This is a genomic window from Nocardioides sp. YR527, from assembly GCF_900101045.1.
Taxonomy (GTDB): domain Bacteria; phylum Actinomycetota; class Actinomycetes; order Propionibacteriales; family Nocardioidaceae; genus Nocardioides.
This window is the reverse complement of the sequence record NZ_FNFN01000005.1, coordinates 522414-542334: the sequence shown is the minus strand read 5'-3', so window position 1 is coordinate 542334 and position 19921 is coordinate 522414. Positions and strand designations below refer to the sequence as shown.

Annotated in this window: 18 protein-coding genes and 1 riboswitch; of the genes, 8 read left to right on the top strand and 10 right to left on the bottom strand. The window is 69.6% G+C overall.

Annotated features, from left to right (window positions below):
- Positions 1–89 precede the first annotated feature (89 nt).
- The 4 genes from rhaS to BLT25_RS18095 are packed head-to-tail and all read right to left on the bottom strand — an operon-like array spanning position 90 to position 4760.
- Positions 90–1121: a rhamnose ABC transporter substrate-binding protein gene (gene rhaS, locus BLT25_RS18110; RefSeq protein ID WP_091048725.1), complete on the bottom strand. Its 1032-nt coding sequence runs from the start codon at positions 1119–1121 to the stop codon at positions 90–92.
- Between the two features lie 5 nt (positions 1122–1126).
- On the bottom strand, positions 1127–2197 hold the full coding sequence (locus tag BLT25_RS18105) for an ABC transporter permease (protein WP_091048722.1): 1071 nt from the start codon (positions 2195–2197) through the stop codon (positions 1127–1129).
- On the bottom strand, positions 2194–3237 hold the full coding sequence (locus tag BLT25_RS18100) for an ABC transporter permease (RefSeq protein ID WP_091048720.1): 1044 nt from the start codon (positions 3235–3237) through the stop codon (positions 2194–2196). Before BLT25_RS18100 ends, BLT25_RS18105 begins: the two co-directional genes overlap by 4 nt.
- On the bottom strand, positions 3234–4760 hold the full coding sequence (locus BLT25_RS18095; RefSeq protein WP_091048717.1) for a sugar ABC transporter ATP-binding protein: 1527 nt from the start codon (positions 4758–4760) through the stop codon (positions 3234–3236). The genes BLT25_RS18100 and BLT25_RS18095 overlap by 4 nt, the downstream gene beginning before the upstream one ends.
- A gap of 178 nt (positions 4761–4938) precedes the next feature.
- Here BLT25_RS18095 and BLT25_RS18090 point away from each other — a divergent pair, with 178 nt between their 5' ends.
- From BLT25_RS18090 to BLT25_RS18075, 4 genes are all read left to right on the top strand, one after another.
- Positions 4939–5637, top strand: coding sequence for an NAD(P)H-dependent oxidoreductase (locus BLT25_RS18090; RefSeq protein WP_091048716.1), 699 nt, complete (start codon positions 4939–4941; stop codon positions 5635–5637).
- 9 nt (positions 5638–5646) lie between these two features.
- Positions 5647–5834: riboswitch (cobalamin riboswitch) on the top strand.
- Between the two features lie 53 nt (positions 5835–5887).
- Positions 5888–6922 (top strand): ABC transporter substrate-binding protein, encoded by a 1035-nt coding sequence (locus BLT25_RS18085; RefSeq protein ID WP_091048891.1) that lies wholly within the window; start codon positions 5888–5890, stop codon positions 6920–6922.
- A complete protein-coding gene (locus tag BLT25_RS18080; RefSeq protein ID WP_256328657.1) occupies positions 6919–8109 on the top strand; it encodes a FecCD family ABC transporter permease in 1191 nt (396 codons plus the stop codon). Before BLT25_RS18085 ends, BLT25_RS18080 begins: the two co-directional genes overlap by 4 nt.
- Positions 8106–8867, top strand: a complete 762-nt coding sequence (locus tag BLT25_RS18075; RefSeq protein ID WP_091048713.1) for an ABC transporter ATP-binding protein — start codon at positions 8106–8108, stop codon at positions 8865–8867. The genes BLT25_RS18080 and BLT25_RS18075 overlap by 4 nt, the downstream gene beginning before the upstream one ends.
- Before the next feature lie 22 nt (positions 8868–8889).
- Here BLT25_RS18075 and BLT25_RS18070 read toward each other — a convergent pair whose 3' ends face one another.
- Entirely contained in the window at positions 8890–9357 is a 468-nt protein-coding gene (locus BLT25_RS18070) for a peptidoglycan-binding domain-containing protein (RefSeq protein ID WP_091048711.1), read from the bottom strand.
- Between the two features lie 177 nt (positions 9358–9534).
- A complete protein-coding gene (locus BLT25_RS18065; RefSeq protein ID WP_091048708.1) occupies positions 9535–10404 on the bottom strand; it encodes a glycoside hydrolase family 16 protein in 870 nt (289 codons plus the stop codon).
- A 208-nt stretch (positions 10405–10612) separates the two neighbouring features.
- Here BLT25_RS18065 and BLT25_RS29975 point away from each other — a divergent pair, with 208 nt between their 5' ends.
- Both BLT25_RS29975 and BLT25_RS18055 read left to right on the top strand, forming a co-directional pair.
- Complete coding sequence (locus tag BLT25_RS29975) at positions 10613–10786, top strand: hypothetical protein (RefSeq protein WP_091048707.1); 174 nt, start codon at positions 10613–10615, stop codon at positions 10784–10786.
- Positions 10783–12303, top strand: a complete 1521-nt coding sequence (locus tag BLT25_RS18055) for an amino acid permease (protein WP_091048704.1) — start codon at positions 10783–10785, stop codon at positions 12301–12303. Before BLT25_RS29975 ends, BLT25_RS18055 begins: the two co-directional genes overlap by 4 nt.
- Before the next feature lie 9 nt (positions 12304–12312).
- On the opposite strand, the gene BLT25_RS18050 is transcribed toward BLT25_RS18055, so the two are convergent.
- The gene (locus tag BLT25_RS18050; RefSeq protein ID WP_091048702.1) at positions 12313–13455 is read right to left on the bottom strand and encodes a S1C family serine protease; all 1143 of its coding nucleotides are present in this window, start codon (positions 13453–13455) and stop codon (positions 12313–12315) included.
- A 191-nt stretch (positions 13456–13646) separates the two neighbouring features.
- Positions 13647–14471 carry a class II glutamine amidotransferase gene (locus tag BLT25_RS18045; protein WP_091048700.1) on the bottom strand — a complete coding sequence of 275 codons (825 nt, stop codon included), beginning with the start codon at positions 14469–14471 and terminating at the stop codon, positions 13647–13649.
- Positions 14472–14518: 47 nt separating this feature from the next.
- On the opposite strand from BLT25_RS18045, the gene BLT25_RS18040 reads away from it, so the two are divergent.
- The gene (locus BLT25_RS18040) at positions 14519–15646 is read left to right on the top strand and encodes a carboxylate-amine ligase (RefSeq protein WP_176884013.1); all 1128 of its coding nucleotides are present in this window, start codon (positions 14519–14521) and stop codon (positions 15644–15646) included.
- Between the two features lie 51 nt (positions 15647–15697).
- Here BLT25_RS18040 and BLT25_RS18035 read toward each other — a convergent pair whose 3' ends face one another.
- Entirely contained in the window at positions 15698–16255 is a 558-nt protein-coding gene (locus BLT25_RS18035) for a Dps family protein (protein WP_091048695.1), read from the bottom strand.
- Between the two features lie 407 nt (positions 16256–16662).
- On the opposite strand from BLT25_RS18035, the gene BLT25_RS18030 reads away from it, so the two are divergent.
- Entirely contained in the window at positions 16663–17124 is a 462-nt protein-coding gene (locus BLT25_RS18030; protein ID WP_091048694.1) for a DUF3817 domain-containing protein, read from the top strand.
- A 71-nt stretch (positions 17125–17195) separates the two neighbouring features.
- Here BLT25_RS18030 and BLT25_RS18025 read toward each other — a convergent pair whose 3' ends face one another.
- On the bottom strand, positions 17196–19862 hold the full coding sequence (locus tag BLT25_RS18025; RefSeq protein ID WP_176884011.1) for a galactosylceramidase: 2667 nt from the start codon (positions 19860–19862) through the stop codon (positions 17196–17198).
- Positions 19863–19921 lie beyond the last annotated feature (59 nt).

Here is a 19921-nt window from a genome sequence, read left to right as displayed (position 1 = left end):
CCGTCGTTCCGGCGAGCAAGCTCGCCGGAACGGGGCTCGCTCGATCTCTTCGCGTTGTGACCCTGCGACGCCGTCGCAGGGTCACAGGCTCAGAAGTCGAAGTCGTCGATGTTCGACTCGTCGAAGACGGTCGGCTCACCGAGGACGATGACGCCGTCGGCACCGACGGTGTACTCGCCCAGGTCACCGGCCTCGAAGGTGTCGCCCTCCTTGCCCTCGATGTCACCGGACGCGAGCGCGTCGGCGGCGTACGCGGAGAGGTAGCCGAGCTGCTCGGGGTCCCACAGCGCGAAGGACTTCACGGTGCCGTCCTTGATGTACTCCCGCATCTGGTTCGGGGTGCCGAGGCCGGTCAGCGCGACCTTGCCCTTGTACTCCGAGTCGGACAGGTAGCGCGCGGCCGCGGCGACGCCGACCGTGGTCGGGCTGATGATGCCCTTGAGGTTCGGGTGCGACTGCAGCAGACCGGCAGTCTTGTCGAAGGAGGTCTGGTCGTCGTCGTTGCCGTAGACGGTGTCGACGAGCTTGATGTCGGGGTGGTTGGCAGCCAGCTCCTCCTCCATCAGCTTGATCCACTCGTTCTGGTTGGTGGCGTTGGCCGCCGCGGAGAGGATCGCGATCTCGCCCGCGTCGCCGATCTGCTCGGCGATCAGGTCGACCTGGCTCTTGGCGATGCCGGCGGCGTCGGCCTGGCTGACGAAGACGTCACGGAACTGCGGCTCGGTGTCGGAGTCCATCGTGACGACCTTGGTCCCGGCGTTGCGGGCCTCCTCGAGGGCGTCGCCGATGGCGGTCGGGTCGTTGGCCGAGACCACGAGAGCGCCGGCGCGCTGCTGGGTCGCGGTGTTGATGAAACTGACCTGGGAGTCGGGGGTCGACTCGGTCGGGCCGACCTGCTTCCACGTGGTCCCGATCTCCTCGGCGGCCTTCTGGCCGCCGGTGTCGGAGGCGTCGAAGTAGGGGTTGCCGAGGTTCTTCGGGATGAAGGTGATGCTGCTGGTGTCGCCGCCACCCTCTCCATCGCTGCCGCTGTCGCTTCCGCCACCACAGGCGGACAGGGCGAGGCCGAGGGCCGCAACGATGGCGACGGCACTGCCTGCGCGTCGGAACTTGCTGGTCATGTCTCTCACTCCGATTTCTTTGAGTTCTTAGAGGATGGTTCGTCCGAGCTGTGTTGCCGGCGATAGGTGCCGACGATGCGACCGGTCCAGCCGAGAACGCTGGCCGCGATGACTGCTGCGATGAGAAGCAGGCCGGTGATGATCTGGATGAGGTTGGCGCTGAGCCCGTCGAGGCGGAGCGCACTGCCGATCGTCCCGATCAGGACGACGCCGGCGATGACGCCGGGGATCGCCCCGCGGCCACCGAAGATGGACACCCCGCCGAGCAGCACCGCAGCGATGACCTGGAGCTCCATACCGGTGGCGTTGTCGCCCCGTGCGCTGCCGTAGCGCAGCGTGAAGTAGATGCCCGCCAGCCCCGAGACCAGCCCGCTGAGCGTGAACAGGATCAGCTTCGTACGGTCGACGTTGACGCCGGAGAAGCGGGCCGCGTCCTTGCTGAGACCGGCCGCGAAGATGCCGCGCCCGAAGGGGGTGAAGTGCAGGACCACGGCGAAGATCAGGATCAGTACGACCAGCGGGATCGTCATCAGCGGGATCTGGGAGTCGCCGATCCGGGCCTGGACGAGGTCTTGCCAGGAGTCGGGCCAGTCGGTGATCGCGGTGGTGCCGAGCGCTCCGACCGCGATGCCGCGGAAGAGCGCCATCGTGCCGATGGTGACGGCCAGCGAGGGCAGCCCGTAGCGGGTGACGAGTACGCCGTTGAGCGCTCCCGCGACCGCGCAGGCGAGCAGGGCGAGCACCATCGCGGCGACCATCGGCAGGCCCTCGCGGTGCAGCACCCCGAACAGGACGCTGGAGAGCCCGACGACGCTGGCCACCGACAGGTCGATCTCGCCGGTGATGATGATCAGCGTCATCGGCAGCGCGATGAGCAGGATAGGCGCGATGTCGAGGACCAGGAAGTAGACCGTGATCGGGTCGGAGAAGTTGAGGATCGCGATCGAGGCGTACGTCCACACGACGACGAGCAGGGCGATGATCGCCGTGTCCCGGGTCATCAGGGTGCGCTGCCACCACGGCCTGGCGTGGGCTGCGTACGTCCTCGGCGCTGCCTTCTCGGAGAGCAACGTCATGAGTCTTCCCTCTCTGCGAGGAGCTTGTCGTGCTGACGGCGGGCGAAGTAGCGGTCCAGGACGATCGCGCCGATGATCAGCGCTCCGACGACGGCCTGCTGCCAGAAGTCGGGGATGCCGAGGATCGGGAGCGCCCGGTTGATGGTGACGAGGAGGTACGCCCCCAGTGCCGCCCCGAGGACGGTGCCGCTGCCGCCGAAGATGGCCACACCACCGACGACCGCGGCGCCGACGGCCTCGAGCTCGATGCCCTGGCCGACGCCGGAGCTGATGGTGCCGTAGCGGGAGACGTACAGGATCCCGGCGAGGCCGGCGAGCGCACCCGAGGTGGCGAACGCCTGCAGGACCCGGCGCTTGTCGCGCAGCCCGTAGAGGGTGGCGGCGTCGGGGTCGGAGCCGATCGCGTAGAACTCGCGGCCGACGCGCGTGGAGCGCATCAGGTAGATCACGACGGCCAGCAGCGCGAACGAGATCCAGGCGAGGTTGGGGATGAACAGGAACGATCCGGTGCCGAAGTCGAGCAGCCCGGGCGGGATGTCGGAGGCGTTGATCCGGTCGCTGCCGGCCCACTCGAGCATGATCCCGCGGTAGACGTAGAGCGTGCCGAGGGTGATGACCAGGGCCGGCACCTTGGCGAAGGCGACCAGCGCACCGTTGATCAGCCCGAGCACCGCGCCGGCGGCGACCGCGATCAGGACGACCACGATCACCGGGAGCCCGGTGTCGAGGAAGAGCCGTCCGGCGAGGTAGGCCGTCAGCCCGAGGGTCGAGCCGACGCTGAGGTCGACGTTGCGGGTGATGATCACCATCGCCTGGCCGATCGCCAGGCAGACGAGGATCGCGGGGGTCAGGGTGAGGTCGCGCCAGCCGTCCGTGCTGAACAGGAAGTTCGGGTTGACCGCAGTGGTCACCACGAGCAGGAGGATGAAGGCGACGGCGATGCCGGTCTCGCGCTGCTTGAGAAGCCAGGTCAGCCGGTTGGCTGCTCGGTGGCGTGGCTGCGGCGCGGCCGGGGCGGGCGCGTCGAGCGTGGTGGTCATGATGCCTCGCTGACGTTCAGGGTGGTGGAGTGGTGGGCCGTCGCCGCGCGCATGACGGCCTCGGGGGTCGCCTCCTCGCGGCTCAGCTCGGCCGTCTGGTGGCCCTCGCTGAGGACGATCACCCGGTCGGCCATGCCGAGCACCTCGGGGAGCTCGGAGGAGATCATCAGGATCCCGAGACCCTCCTGGGCCAAGGTCGAGAGCAACCGGTGGACCTCGGACTTGGTGCCGACGTCGATGCCCCGGGTGGGCTCGTCGATGATCAGCACCTTCGGCCGGGTGGAGAGCCACTTGGCCAGGACGACCTTCTGCTGGTTGCCGCCCGAGAGGGTGCCGGCCAGGGTGTCGAGCGTCGCGGCCTTGACCTCGAGCCGGGCGGCCCAGTCGGCGGCCGAGCGGTTCTCGATGGCGCTGTTGATCAGCCCGGTGCGGGCGAGCCGGCCGCTCGTCGGCAGGGTGATGTTGCGCGAGATCGGTGCGTCCAGGACGAGACCGTGCTGGCGGCGGTCCTCGGGGACGAACGCCAGGCCCATCTCGATCGCCCGCCTCGGGTCACCCGGCGGGACCGGGCGTCCGTCGAGGACGACCTCGCCGCTCTCGTAGGGGTCGACGCCGAAGATCGCCTGCGCGACCTCGCTGCGCCCGGCACCGACGAGGCCGGCCAGGCCGACGATCTCACCTTCGCGGACGGTCAGGCTGATGTCCTGGAACAGGCCGGTGCGGGTGAGGCCCTTGACCTCGAGCAGGGGCTTGCCGACCGTGGCCTCGAGCTTCGGGTAGAGGTCGGAGACCTCGCGTCCGACCAGCCGCTGGACGATCTCGTCCTCGGTGACCTCGGAGATCGCGTCGGTGGAGATGTAGGCGCCGTCGCGCATCACCGTGATCGTGTCGCACAGCGCGAAGACCTCGTCGAAGCGGTGCGAGATGAAGACGACGGCGCAGCCCTGGTCGCGCAGCGTGCGCGCCACGGTCATCAGCCGGTCGACCTCGTTGCCCGAGAGGGCAGCGGTCGGCTCGTCCATGATCAGGACCCTGGCGTCGAGCGAGAGCGCCTTGGCGATCTCGATCAGCTGCTGGTCGGCGATGGAGAGGCCTTCGGTCGGCCGGTCGGGCTCGATCGGGACGCCGAGCCTGGCGAAGAGCTCGACGACCTCGGTGCGCATCGCGGCGCGGTCGATCCTGCCCCAGCGGTTGGTCGGCTGGCGCCCCATGAAGATGTTCTCGGTGACGGAGAGGTCGGGGAAGAGGGTCGGCTCCTGGTAGATGACCGCGACCCCGGCCTGCTTGGCGTCGGCGGTGTTGCGGAAGTCGACGTGCTCCCCGGAGAGCAGGTAGTCGCCGGCGTCGCGGCGATAGAGCCCGGCGACGATCTTGACCAGGGTCGACTTCCCGGCTCCGTTCTCCCCCACGAGCGCGTGGATGGATCCGGCCTCGACCCGGAGGCTTCCGGACCGGAGGGCGCGTACGGGGCCGAACGACTTGGCCACGTCCCGCAGCTCCAGTGCGGCGGGTGTGTCCGGCATGGGCAGCTCCTCGAATTGAAAGGTTTCAAGCCTGGTTTACGCTAGTGATGGCAATCACATACGTCAACACTCTGAGGCCGCTAATTTGAGCGAGATCCGGACTTTGTCATCAGACCGTGTCGGCGCCGGTGTGTATCCAGGCGGGAATCACGCCGCGTCAGACGGCGTTCAGAGCCCTATGCACGCACTCTGGGTATGGGCACATCCGCACGCGGCATCACTCAACGGACGGCTGCGCGAGGTCGGCATGAACGCGCTCGGCGCGGCCGGTTGGAGCGTCGACGAGATCGACCTCTACCGAGAAGGTTTCAATCCACTTCTGGTGGAGCGGGGAGAGGCCGACGTACGCCACCACCAGGACCGGCTGCGGGAGGCCGATCTGCTGGTCGTGCAGTTCCCGCTGTGGTGGTATTCGGTGCCCGCCATCCTCAAGGGCTGGATCGACCGGGTCTTCGAGTCGGGGTTCGCCTTCGACGTACCGGATCCGGAGACCGGCAAGCCGCTCAAGTACGGCAAGGGCGGCCTGGTCGGCAAGCGCGCGCTGACCGTCGTGACCGCCGGCGACCGGGCCGCGACCCTCGGTCCGCGTGGGATCAGCGGCGACATCGAGGACGTCTTGTGGCCGCTGCTGCACGGCACGTTCTGGTACACCGGGATGGACCCGCTGCGGCCGCACCTGATCACCGATGCCGACACCATGAACCCGCAGGTCATGGCACGGATCGAGGCCGACCTGAGCGTACGCCTCGAGGGCGTGATGACGGAGCCGCGGATCGACTACCGGCCGATGGCCGAGGAGCACTACGACCACACGATCAGGCTCCACGACTCGGTCGCACCCGGGCAGGACGGGCTGAGCGCCCATCGCGAGGGCTGAGTGCCCGCCTGCTACGGTCTTCTGGCCAGCCGCTCGGGACGTAGTCCCGGCACGGGAACCCGGTGAGAGTCCGGGACTGACGCGCAGCGGTGTGGGTGACGGACGGGACACTGTGCCACTGGGCCCTCGGGCCTGGGAAGGCGTCTCGCGCCGGTCGATCCCGAGTCCGAAGACCTGCTGGCCCTGCAGCACACCGCTGCCGGTCAGCACGGGCGACGCGCACCAGCCCGCGACCCGCTCGAGGACCGACGTGCACCCCTCCCGCACCATCCGAACTCTCACCGCGAGCACCGTCCTGGTGCTCGGCTCGACGCTGGCCGGCTGCGCCGCCGACCAGCCCTCCGGCGCACAGCAGGCCGCCGGCACCGCCGGCTTCCCGGTCACCCTGACCAACTGCGGCCGCGAGATCACCCTCGAGGCACCGCCCGAGCGCGTCGTCTCGCTCAACCAGGGCTCCACCGAGATCCTGCTCTCGCTCGGCCTGGCCGACCGGATCGCCGGCTCCGCGACCTGGACCGACCCGGTGCTCGACTCGCTGGCCGCGGCCAACGAGGACGTACCCCGGCTGGCCGAGAACGCGCCCTCCTACGAGCGCGTCCTGGAGGCCGAGCCGGACTTCGTCACGGCCTCCTTCGCCAGCACTCTCGGCGAGGGCGGGGTGACCACACCCGAGGACCTGGAGAAGCTGGGCGTGGGCTCCTACCTCTCCCCCGCCGAGTGCCTCAAGGACAACGAGGGCGACGACGACGGCACCCGCCACGGCGCCCTCGAGATCGAGACGATCTTCGGCGAGATCACCGACCTGGCGCGGATCTTCGGCGTCCCCGAGCGGGGTGAGGAGCTCGTCGCCGACCTGTCCCGGCGACTGGAGACGGCCCGGACCGAGGCTCCTGACCACGACGTCAGCGCGATGTACTGGTTCGCCAACTCCGAGTCGCCCTACCTGGCCGGCTGCTGCGGCGGCCCCGGGATCATCGGCCGCACCCTCGGCGTGGAGAACGTCTTCGACGACACCACCGACGAGTGGCCGCAGATCAACTGGGAGACCGTCGCCGAGCGCAACCCCGACCTCATCGTCCTCGGCGACCTGACCCGCAAGAGCCAGACCGCCGAGACCGCCCGCGCGAAGATCGACTACCTGAAGACCAACCCGGTCACCGCGCAGATGGAGGCGGTGAAGAACGACCGCTTCGTGACTCTCTCCGGCGCCGAGCTCAACCCGTCGATCCGCACCGTCTACGCCGTCGAGAACGTCGCCGAGCAGCTCGCCGCCCTCGGCCTATGACATCGCGCACGCGCAACCCCCTTCAGCCGAAGCGTCACTCCGGTCGGCCGAAGCGTCACCCCGGTCGGCCGACCTGGCGCGGCCGTGACGCCTCGAGCGACGCGAGCGACCTCTCGGGCGATGCAGGCGACGCCTCGGCCGACGTACGTGACCTCTCGGCCGACGTACCTGACGCCTCGGCGATCGGCGCGGGCGGCGTGGTGCTGATCCTGGCTCCCCTGGTGGTGCTGGCATCGGTCGCGGGGGCGATCACCGTGGGGCCCTCCGACCTGAGCGTCGCCGACGTCTACGGCGTGGTCGCCGACCGGGCCGGCCTCGGCTCCTCCGACCTCACCTTGCTCCAGCAGAGCATCGTGTGGGACCTGCGGCTGCCACGTACGTTGCTGGCGGGGATCTGCGGAGCCGGACTGGCGATCTGCGGGGTGATCCTGCAGTCGCTGCTGCGCAACCCGCTCGCCGACCCGTTCGTGCTCGGCATCTCCTCGGGGGCCTCGACCGGCGCGGTCTCGATCGTCGTGCTGGGCGTCGGGGCGGGCGCGATCGGGCTCTCCACCGGGGCGTTCGCGGGAGCGCTCGTCTCGTTCGCGCTCGTGCTGCTGCTGGCCTCGCTCGCCGGCGGCACCACCGACCGGCTCGTCCTGGCCGGCATCGCCGCCACCCAGCTCTTCTCGGCGCTCACCTCGTTCATCGTGTTCACCGCGGCTGACGCCGAGCAGACGCGCGGGGTGCTGTTCTGGCTGCTCGGGTCGCTCTCCTCGGCGAGCTGGACCGACGTACTCGTTTGCGGGGTGATCGTGCTCGGTGGCCTGCTCTGCTGCGTCGCGGGCGCCGGCTGGCTGGACGCGTTCGCCTTCGGCAACGACGCGGCGGCCTCCCTCGGGGTCGACGTCGGCCGGATCCGGGCGGTGCTCCTGGTGCTGACGGCGCTGATGACGGCCGTCATCGTGTCCACCTCGGGCGCGATCGGCTTCGTGGGGCTGGTGCTGCCGCACCTGGCTCGCGCACTGGTCGGCCCTGGACACCGACTGCTGCTTCCGGCGACCGCGCTGCTCGGCGCGATCTTCCTGATCTGGGTCGACACCGCGGCCCGGACGGTGATCGACCCCGAGGAGCTTCCGGTCGGGGTGGCGACCGCGCTGGTCGGGGTGCCTGCCTTCGCGCTGGTGCTGATGAGGGCCCGCCGGTGACGGCGCTCGAGGCCGGGCGGGTCCGGTGGGCCCCCCGGGGACGTCTCGTCGTCGATGACGTCTCCCTCCAGGTCGAGGACGGCGTCACCGTCGGGCTGCTCGGGCCCAACGGGTCCGGGAAGTCCTCGCTGATCCGCATCCTGGCGGGGCTGCGGCCCGCGGACTCCGGGGACGTGCTGCTCGACGGCAGCCCGCTCGCCGGCATGTCCCGGCGCCGGCTGGCGCGCCGGCTCGCGGTAGTCGAGCAGGAGCCGGCGACCAGCCAGGACCTGCGCGTACGCGACGTCGTCGCGCTCGGCCGGGTCCCCCACCGCCCGGCGTGGGCACCCGACAGCGCCCATGACCGCGCCGTCATCGCGGAGGCGGCCACCCACGCCGGCATCGCGGACCGCCTAGACCAGCGCTTCTCGACCCTGTCGGGCGGCGAGCGGCAGCGTACGCAGATCGCTCGCGCGCTCGCCCAGGAGCCCGAGATCCTGCTCCTGGACGAGCCGACGAACCACCTCGACGTACGCCACCAGCTGGCCCTGCTCGCGCTGGTCCGCCGGATGCCCACGACCTGCCTGGTCGCGCTCCACGACCTCAACCTCGCCGCCACCTACTGCGACCAGGTCTTCGTGCTCTCCCAGGGCCGCGTCGTGGCCGGCGGACCACCCGCGCAGGTGCTCACCGAGTCCCTCATCCGCGAGGTCTACGGCGTCCGCGCCCGGGTGCATCACGACGACGGCGTCGTCATCCGCTTCCTCGGCCCGGCATGAGACAGGAGCAGGCCGTACGTCCTCAGACCCAGACCCACTGGAAGTTCGCAGCCGTACGGGTCGCGCAGCCGCGGTACCTGATGTCGTCGTTCCACGGCCAGCTCATGGCCTTGCTGGTGTTCGGGCCGAACAGGCCGTCCTGCTTGAGTCCGAGGCGGCCCTGAGCGACCTTCACCGCGGCCTTGGTGTCGTCGCCGTAGATCCCGTCGACGTCGAGGCTGCGTCCGTAGCACTGGTTCAGCGCACGCTGCAGGGTCTTGACGGCGTTGCCGGTATGGCCCGGGTTCAGGTAGCACAGCGGCGAGTACGTGCTGTTCGAGTCGTACACCATCGCCATCCGGTAGTTGTAGTTGTTGTACACCCACCCGCTCGCACTGCCGTTGCACACGCCCGCGGCCGATGCCGGCGACGAGGTGACGACGAGGCTCGCACCGACAGCCGCCAGCCCGGCGAGCGCGAAGGTGAGCTTCTTGTTGAATGACCTGAGCAACGTTCCTCCTGTGATCAAGATTCGGAAGGCTCAGGCTGGCAGGCCAGGGTGACCTCGTACGCCCGTACCAAACCCGTAGTGCTCGCACCCGGGCCGGACCGAAACGACGGGACGTTCTTGTCGGTCTACCCGTAGGTAACCGACAAGAACGTCCCGTCGTATCCCAGCGACGGAGGCTCAGAGCTGGGAGTCGTAGACGCGTACGTAGTCCACGACCATGCTCTGCGGGAACTGGGTCGTGCCGTCGGGGTTGCCCGGCCAGTTGCCGCCGACCGCGACGTTGAGGATGAAGAAGAACGGCTGGTCGAAGACCCAGGGGTTGCCGCCGGTGTTGGCGGTGGTGAAGGTCTGGTAGGCGACCCCGTCGACGGACCAGGTGATCGAGCCGGGCTGCCAGTCGACGGCGAAGGTGTGGAAGGTGTCGGCGAAGGACCAGCCCTGCGGGTGCATGTACTGACCGGTGATGCCGTTGCCGCCGGAGTAGCCCGGGCCGTGCAGGGTGCCGTGGACCAGGTGGGGCTCGTAGCCGACGTTCTCCATGATGTCGATCTCGCCGGAGGCGGGCCAGCCGACGTTGTCGAACTGGCCGCCCAGCATCCAGAACGCCGGCCAGATCCCCTGGCCGCGCGGGATCTGGATCCGCGCCTCCAAGCGACCGAACTTCGGCTGGACCTTGCCCTTGGTGGTGAGCCGGGCCGAGGTGTAGCCACCCCCGCTCTGGCGGGCGGTGATGACCAGGTTGCCGTTGCCGTCGAGCGCGGAGTTGTCGCGGGAGCTGGTGTAGGTCTGCAGCTCGTTGTTGCCCCAGCCCCCGCCTCCGGTCTCGAAGTTCCAGTTGGCGCCGTTCGGGGCGCTGCCGGCGGGCCCGTCGAACTCGTCGGACCAGGTCAGCGCGGCCGCCTCGACCTCTCCTGCGCGGGTCGCCGCGCCGCCGGCGTCGGGGCCGGGCACGGCGGCCGGTGCGGCCAGCGGTGCGACCAGGACGAGAGCCAGAGCGGCGGTCGCCGTGAGTGTGGTGCGGATGGTGCGGATCCTCGAGCTACGCATCGAACGCTCCTTCATGGGGGTTAACTGTAAAGCGACCTTACTGTTATTTGCCGTTCGGCGGAACGGAAACGCCGGGCGACGTCCGGTCACCGCGAGAACGCTCTCGATGCGCTCTAATAGGCCCCGGAGCGGGGCCATCGGGGGCCCTGCAGGTGAGGTGATCGCATTGGCACGGGATCCATACAGGCCACGGACGCCGATCATCGGCATGACGATGGTGTTCCTCGCGTTGGCGATCGTCGGGGTGACGGCGTACCTGCACCTCGGCTGGTGGTCGCTGATCGGCTACGCCGTGGCGGCGGTCGTCGCCGTGGTCGGCGGGTGGCTGCTGTTCAAGGACGTGCCCGAGCCACCGCACTCCGGACCGGGAGCGAGCCGATGACCGACACCGAAGACCAGACCAGCGGGCCGGCCAGCGGCCTGACCGACGAGGACGAGGGCTACCACAAGAGCCTCAGCCCGCGGCAGCTGCAGATGATCGCGATCGGCGGCGCCATCGGCACCGGGCTCTTCCTGGGTGCGGGCGGCCGCCTACACGAGGCCGGGCCGGGCCTGTTCCTCGTCTACGCCTTCTGTGGGGTGTTCGTCTTCCTCATCCTGCGGGCGCTCGGCGAGCTCGTGCTGCACCGACCGTCATCGGGGTCCTTCGTCTCCTACGCCCGAGAGTTCCTCGGTGAGCCGGCCGCGTTCGCCGCCGGCTGGATGTACTTCCTGAACTGGGCGATGACCTCCATCGTCGACGTCACCGCGATCGCGACGTACATGCACTTCTGGGGCGCCTTCGAGGTCGTCCCGCAGTGGGTGATCGCGCTGGTCGCGCTCGCGGTCGTGCTCTCGATGAACCTGATCTCGGTCAAGCTCTTCGGCGAGCTGGAGTTCTGGGCGGCGCTCATCAAGGTGGTCGCGCTGCTGGGCTTCCTCGTGCTCGGGACGATCGTGCTCGCCGGAGGCAAGGAGCTCAACGGCCAGGAGACCGGGATCGGGATGGTGATCGACAACGGCGGGCTCTTCCCGGTCGGCGTGCTCCCGCTCGTCATCGTCATCTCCGGCGTCGTCTTCGCGTACGCAGCGGTCGAGCTCGTCGGCACCGCCGCCGGCGAGACGGCCGAGCCGGCGAAGATCATGCCCCGGGCGATCAACTCCGTCATCGCCCGCATCGCGGTGTTCTACGTGGGCTCGCTGGTGCTGCTCGCGCTGCTGCTGCCCTACACGACCTACCGGGCGGACGAGAGCCCGTTCGTGACGTTCTTCGACCAGCTCGGGATCGCGAACTCCGGCAGCATCATGAACCTCGTGGTGCTGACCGCGGCGCTCTCCTCGCTCAACGCCGGCCTCTACTCGACCGGCCGCATCCTGCGGTCCATGGCGATGAGCGGGAGCGCCCCGACCTTCACCGGACGGATGTCGAGGAACGGCGTTCCGTACGGCGGGATCCTGCTCACCGGCTGCATCACGCTCCTCGGCGTGGGCCTCAACGCGATCGTCCCGGGCCAGGCGTTCGAGATCGTGCTGAACATGTCGGCGCTCGGCATCATCGCGTCCTGGGCCACCATCGTGATCTGCCAGATCCAGCTTTACCGGCGCTGGAAGAAGGGCTTGATGTACCGGCCCGACTTCCGGCTGTGGGGATCGCCGTGGACCGGCTACGCCACCCTCGTGTTCCTCGCGACCGTGCTGGTCCTGATGGGCTTCGACTATCCGATCGGCACCTGGACGGTTGCGACCCTGGTCGTGATCATCCCGGCGCTGATGATCGGCTGGCGCCTCGTCCGCGACCGCGTCCAGCAGATCGCCCGCGATCGCGAGGGCTACACCGGTGCGATCCCGATCAGGGCGGAGCGTCCGCTCTCCGACGAGGCGACCGGCGGCCCCCGCGACGACGAGGGACCGAGCAGCTGACCCTCAGGGTCAGGCGACCGGGCCCTCGCCGAGCGTCACGGTTGTGGTGTGGGCCTCGCCGGCGGTATCGGTCCAGCTGAGCGAGATCTCCTCGCCGGGCTCGTGGTCGCCGAGCACCGAGGTGATGTCGTCGATGCCGGCCACGGCAGTCCCGCCGACCGAGGTGATCGTGCTGCCCGCGGTGACTCCGGCGGCCTCGGCGGCGCCGTCCTCGACGACACCGACGACCAGCGTCGACCTGGTCGTGTCGACCTGCACCCCGAGCGCGGCGGCCGAGCCGCCGATCTCGACGTCGCCCGACTCCTCCCCGGCCAGGATCTGGGCGGCGATGTCGAGCACGGTGTCGATCGGGATGGCGTAGCCCGAGATCTCGGCCGATCCCGAGGTCGCGGCGACGTTCATCCCGATGACCTCGCCGTCCTCGTCGAGCAGCGCGCCGCCGGAGTCGCCCGAGACGACATCGGCGTCGGTCTGGATCAGGTCGCTGAGGTCGGAGGCGGTGCCGTCCTCGTTGTTGACGGTGATCGCGGTGCTCGGGTCGGTGACCGTGCCGTCGGCGGCCGAGAGCGATCCCTGGCCCTCGGCGTTGCCGACCGCGGTGACCTCCTCGCCCTGGGTCGCGGCGTCCCGGTCGGTCGCGACCGTCGAGAGCCCCGAGGCGTCCTCGAGCTGCAGCACCGCGACATCATGGACGTCGTCGTAGCCGAGGACCGTCGCGGCGTACGTCTCCCCGGTGCTCGGGTCGGTCACGGTGATCGCGGTGGCCCCCTCGACGACGTGGTGGTTGGTCACCACGATCCCGTCGCCGGTGATCGTCAGTCCCGTGCCCGCACCCTGCCCGGAGCCGTAGCCGACCGTGGTGTTGATCAGCACGACGCCGGTCGACTCGGCCTCGCTCGCGGGCTCGGAGTCGACGGTCGCGGTCGAGGTGCCGAGGCTCTGTCGGTAGGGGTCCACGACCCCGCCGCCATAGGCTCCGCCGTAGCTCTCGGCGGAACCGCCGTAGCCGTACCCGGGACCGGACTCGGCTGCGTACGTCCTGGTGGCGCCGACCGCGGCCACCGCGAGGGCCGGGGTGGCGATCGGGATCGCGACGAGCGGGATCGCCGCGACGGCGAGGAGAGAATGACGGAGACGGCGGGAGCGGGACATCGGGTCCTCCTTGAGGCGGTTGATGCCTCAAGAGTCCGCCCGCCCGCTGTGGGCTTCCTGTGAGAATGGCACGGACTGGCTGGGAATCTCAGTGGTCGTCCGCACGCGGTTCGGAATGAAAGTGCTTCGGATGGGGTACCCCTCTCGGTATGGCCGAACCCACCCCACAGCGGGCCGGCGCCGTCCCGTCGTCAGTCGCGGGCCCGCGTCGCATCAGCGCCGAGCCGAGCGATCGGATCCAGCCGGGTGACCTCGCGGGTGGCCAGGTCGACCATCACCGCGGTGTCGGCGGGCACCGGGGTCCAGCCCGGCTGCCCCAGACCGCTGGAGACGATCTCGAGGCCGTGCTCGGACCGGCGGTAGTCCATCGCGAAGTACTCGGTGGTGTGTCGAGGTGGGATGTCGCCCTCGTCGTCGAAGAGCTCGCGCAGGGCGCGCAGGGGCGAGTCGGCACGCGAGTTGATGTGGATCGCGAACATGTGCGTCCGGGTGAGCATCAGCGCGTTCAGGCTGCATCGCGGGAACTTCCGGACCAGCGTGGCCAGCGCTCGGGTGACGCCCTCGGCCTCGTCGCCGTGCTTCTCGACGTTCTGGTGCACGAAGTGGAAGTAGCGCTCGCTGTCGGTCTCACCGCGCAGCCGCGTACGCGACTTCGGGGTCAGCAGGGCCTCGAGATCCGCGACCGGGGAGATGTGGCCGTTGTGCGCGAACGCGGCGCCGTCGGTCAGGAACGGGTGGGTGTTCTCCGGACGTACGTCGAGCCCACCGGTCGCCCAGCGAAGGTGCACGAACCCGGCATGGGAGAGCGGGGTCTCGACGAGCCGACGATAGGTCTCGTCGATGTCAGCAGAACGCGGCGAGCTCGTCGTGCAGGTGCCCTCGGGTGTGTGCCAGGACATCCCCCAGCCGTCGGAGTGCACGGCGGTGAGCGAGGTGAACGCGTCCACGCCCTCCGGCCCGAGCAGATCGGCCACTGCGCACGGGGACTCCGTCACGTATCCGAACAGGCGACACATCGTCGAGCTGCTCCTTCCAGAGGCGGGTGCGAGCAGTGAAGAGCCACTTGTCGAGCAGTACCCAGCACGAGGCCAGGACAGTCGGCGTCGAGGAGGAGCTCCTCCTCGTCGACGCCGAGTCCGGCGTACCGCGATCGGTGGCCAGCGAGGTGCTGCGGGTGGCCCGTCGGCGCGGCGACACCGAGGTCCAGGTCGGCGAGGCCGGCGGTTCGGTGGGACCTGAGCTGCAGGAGCAGCAGGTCGAGACCGACACTCCGGCGCAGGAGTACCTCGGGCTCCTCGAGCAGGACCTGAGGCGGTGGCGCGACAAGGCGCGGGCGGCCGCGAGCGAGGCGGGCGCGCTGATCCTGGCCAGCGGCACGACCCCGCTTCCGGTGTGGCCCCAGACCTTCGACGACGAGCGCTACGCGGCGATGGCGGAGCGGTTCGGGCTGACCGCCAGCGAGCAGCTCACCTGCGGCTGCCACGTGCATGTCTCGGTCGAGTCCGACGACGAGGCCGTGGGAGCGCTCGACCGGATCCGCGCCTGGCTGCCGGTGCTGCTCGCGGTGAGCGCCAACTCACCCTTCTGGCAGGGCGGCGACTCGGGATACGCGAGCTACCGGTCCCAGGTGATGACCCGGTGGCCGACGAACGGTCCGACCGAGATCTTCGGCAGCGGCCAGGCGTACGTCGACCACCTGCGCCTGCTCGTCGACACCGGGGTGCCGATCGACGAGGGCATGGCGTACTTCGACGCCCGTCCATCCCGCAAGTACCCGACACTCGAGATCCGGGTCGCCGACGTCTGCCTCGACCCCCGCGACGCCGTCCTCGTCGCCGCGCTGACGCGGGCGCTGGTCGCGACCGGGGCCCGGGAGTGGGCCGAGGACCTGCCGTCCGACCCGGTGTCGGTGGCCGTGCTCCGGCTCGCCATGTGGCAGGCGGGTCGGCACGGGATCACCGGCGAGCTGCTCGACCCGCGCACCCATCGCCCGAGGCCGGCTCGCGAGGTGGTGGAACACCTGCTCGAGCACATCGGCCCGGCGTTGCATGACACCGGAGACCTGGTGCGCGTCGAAAAGGGCATCGGCCGGATCTTCATCAGCGGCACCGGCTCCTCGACCCAGCGCAGGATCCACGACGAGGAGGGTCGCCTCGACCGCGCCGTGGTCCGGCTGGCCGAGCTCACCTGAGCTCCTCGCCCTGACCAGGAGGCACCTGCTGTCCTTGACCTGGACCGTCCGTCAGTCCGAGCGGGCGGCTCGTGCCGCACCTGCCTCCGTGGCCTCGCCGCTGGTCTGCAGCTGACCGCCCTGGTCCTCGAGGTGCGCGCGGACGAACCAGTGGAAGAGCTCGAGCTGCTCGGTCTGTCCGATCAGGATGTCCTGGGTCACCAGGTCGAGGTCGTCGAGGGTCTTGATCGCCTCGCGGTAGGAGCCGATCACGCCCTGATAGGTGACGTCGAGCGCGGCGAGGTGCTCCTGAGTGGTGGCCCGGCCGATGCTGTAGTCGTTCCACTCCCGCTCCTCGACCAGCGCGCCCGGGGTGCCTCGCGGGGCACCGCCCAGGGTCGCGATGCGCTCGGCGAGGGCGTCGGCCATCGCACGTACCGCGTCGACCTGAGGGTCGATCATCTGGTGGACGGCGATGAAGTGGGGTCCCACCACGTTCCAGTGCACGTGCTTGAGGGTGAGCTGGAGGTCGTTCGTGGCATGGAGGCGCGACTGCAGCAGGTCGATGGTCTTGCGCGCAGCGCCCTCGTCCAGCCCCGGAATCGTGTAGTGCAGCGTCTCAGTAGTCATGTCCGGTCGGGTACCCGCCTCAATTCCGGTTCATGCAGGGAACGGGATACCCGCCGGTCGCAACGAGGATCGCGAGTGTCGCTCCCCACGCGCGCGACACTCGCGACCTCGAGACCGACGAACCATCGATGGGCGATACGGCGTAGTTCCCCCATGCACATCGATGTAAGTGGCCGAAACGTGGCCACTACGCCGCCTACCGAACGTCGGTGCCTTTACCTTTCATCAAATCCGCGATTCTCGTAACCCCAATCGGCAAATAATCCGGTCACCTGTCAAGAAATGGTCTTTCGACCCTAGTGACACCACCCAGGCCGAAGCGCCTGCGAACGGCGCCGCAGGTAGGTCGGGAAGGCGGCCGAGCCGTCCGATTCATGCCGTGACCGGGGGCCCAATAAACTGGCCGCGTGTCCGCACTTCTTCGCTCGCCGTCTCGTCTCTTCCGGATCGTCGCCACCGCCGAGGCGGTGACCTGGACCGGGCTGCTGATCGGCATGTTCCTGAAGTACGTCACCGAGACCACCGAGCTGGGGGTCAGCATCTTCGGGATGCTGCACGGGATCGTGTTCATCACCTACTGCGTGACCACTGTCGCGATCGCGGTCGATCAGCGCTGGTCCTTCGGCCGCCTCGTCGCCGGCCTCGCCTCGTCGATCCCGCCGCTCCTCACCCTCTGGTTCGAGCGCTACGCCGAGCGCCACGGCCTCCTCGCCCCCGCGTGGCGTCTCATCGAGGAGTCCCCGGCCCGCCCGCTCGAGCGCCCGCTCGCCTGGCTCCTCCGCAACCCGGTCCGCGGCCTCGCCACCGGCCTCGCCAGCGTCGCCGCCCTGACCGTGGTCGCCCTCATCGCCGGGCCGCCGGTCGGCTGAGCTGACGCCGTCACTCCGCTATGACAGAGGGTCCGGCCTTGTGAATCTTTCACAAGGCCGGACCCACCCACCTAGGGATGCACGAGCATCCGGTCGATGCTGATCCCCCGACCCGAGTCCGAGTCGTTGCCCTTGCCAGTCGCCACGAGGGTCAGCGTGTGCTCACCGGCTCCGAGGGCAGGGCTGGACCAGATCAGCTGGTTGCCGATGCGGGTGCGGCCGTAGAAGTCGGCGGTGCCGACCTCGACCCCATCGACGAGCACGGTGGCGATGCCCTGGTTGGAGGCTCGCAGCCCGTACACCTCGACGGACGAGCCGGTGAACCTGAAGTCGACCGAGTCGCCTGCGACCGTCGTCGAGGTCACCGAGGAGTGGTAGAGGCCGGTCCGGTTGATGCAGCCGGGGCAGCTCAACCAGCCCTCGCCCTGATAGTCGAGGCGGCCCTGGCCGGTGCCCTCGCTCTGGTCGTCCACCGAGCTCGGTCCGCCGTTCCCGGGAACCACCTCGACCCGGTCGACCGAGACCCCGCCGCCCACGCTTCGCGGACCGGCGGGGACCTCGAAGCGAAGGGTGTGTGCGCCGTCCACCAGCACAGGGCTCCGCCACTCGACCTCACGCTTGCCGCCATAGGGCAGCACCACGGGCTCGTTCCCGTCGATCGAGACCTTCGCGCTCCCGGGACGGGCACCGGACAGGCCTGCGAGCGTGGCCTGGGTCCCGTCGAACTCGAGCTCGAAGGAGCCGCGGTGGCGGCTGGCGTCGATCGTCCGGACCGGCCGCAGCCCGTCGACCGCGAGGTCGGCGAACTGCACCGCGGAGTAGTCGCCCGAGAGCCCGACCATGCCGGAGATCCAGGTGTCGTCGGTGACCTCGCCGACCCGGGTGCCGTCGATCGACGCGGTGATCACCTCGTCGGCGAACGACAGCTCGAGGTCGTGCCAGCCCGCGCCGGTCGCACCGGTCGAGCCGCTGGCCAGCTCCAACCACGACTTCCCACCAGGTAGGCCACGGCCCAGTGACCAGGTCCCGTCGGCGTCCAGGCTCAGCCCGTAGCCGTTCGGCACCGGCGCCATCGCGTCGTTCGAGACGCGGCCGAGCACCTGAGCCGTACCTCCTTCGGGTACATACGCCTCGACCGAGGCGGTGTAGTCGGACCAGTTCAGGTCACCGAGGATCCCGGCCGGCTGCTTCCAGGCGGCCCAGGAGATCGCGGGCTGCGGGGAGACCTGGGTCAGGCACGTTCCCTTGCGCCCGCCCTGGCAAGGCCGCTCCTCGTAGGCGCCCTCCATCTGGGAGAAGTAGGGCGTCTGACCGCTCGCTCCGCCGTCCGCGAGGGTGTTGTGGTACGGGAACGGGAAGGCGGACTCGTGCCGTCCCTCGGCGGTGCCGAAGCCCTTGGCCGTCGTGGTCGTGACGGTGACGACCGCGTTCGCCGGCACGGTCACGGCGTACGTGCCGTCCCGGTTCCTGCGCAGGTCGGGCTGACGGACCAACCGGTCCTCGGCTGTCGACCGCCAGACGTGCAGGTCACGCGCCTTCAGTCCACCCTCGACCGAGAGCGTGACCGTGCGGGGCGCGGCAGCACCGATGGTCTCGATCACGGTGCTCCAGTCACCGCCCGACGGTGCCTTGCGCGTGACGAAGCTGCCCTGTGCCGTGTCGGCTGCCTCAAGGTAGCCCGAGGAGGTGTCGAGGTACTGCCATCCGGGCTCGGCGAACCTCGTCGTCTGCGCGACCGCCCAGATCGCCGACTGCACCTGGTAGGCGCCCGACCACGGGGTGTTCGCCCGCATCAGGCCGGCGTCGGAGATGCTCAGACCGTCGTAGTAGGACGTGATCAGGTTCCAGAAGTTGACCCCGGTGATGCGGCCGTCGATGTAGGCGTGGTTGATCAGCGACGGGATCGATGCGGAGGATCCGCCCGCACCCCATTCGGCCGACCACGGCCCGCCCTCGGAGATCCACAGCGGCTTGCCCAGCGCCTGGGCGGTCGCCGAGCTGGGACCGCGCGAATAGTGGTTGCCGAGCAGGCCGACCGCGTCGAAGAGCTCGGGGTCGTCGGTCATGTCGACGGCGATCGGCCACTCGCCCTTGCGCGCGGCCTCGTCCGAGGCGATGATCCGGACGTCCTCGTAGCCGGCCGCGTCGAGGGCGGCGCGGTAGTCCTTGATCCACTGGACCTCGTACTCGCGCTCGTTGCGTACCCCGACGTTGTCGATGGTCAGGTCGTGCTCACGGGCGCAGTCGAGCCAGTCGATGAAGTAGTCGATCGTGTCCTGCGAGTAGTACTCGCCGTCGCCGAGCCATCCTGGGGCGCCCCAGGCGAGGCCGCCGAGCTTGATCTTCGGATTGCGCTTGACCGCCTCGCGCATGAGCCACCACGAGTAGCCGGCGTGGCAGCTGACCTCACCGCGTACGTGCTCATGGCTCGACTCGGAGCCGTCGGTCGTGTTGGTGTCGCCGCCGATCTCGACCTTGAGCATCTCCAGCGAGGCGCCGTAGCCGGGCTTGAAGAGATAGTCGAGGATCTCAGCACGCTCCTCGCGCGGGTAGTCCAGCAGCAGACGGGATGTCGCGCCGCCGCCGGAGGTCGCCCCGACGCCGTCATAGGTACGTCCCGCGCTCTCGCCGTCGACGGTGACGGTGACGGGCTCGGCCGAGCTCGCTGTGGCGGCGACGGGGGCGGCCGCCGCGGTCCCACCGACCAGGGCGGTCCCGGCCAGGAGCGCCGCGGCCATGACCGATGCCATCGGGAGTCGGCGTCGACGGTTCTGCCTTCGTTCTCGTGGCCCGGAGG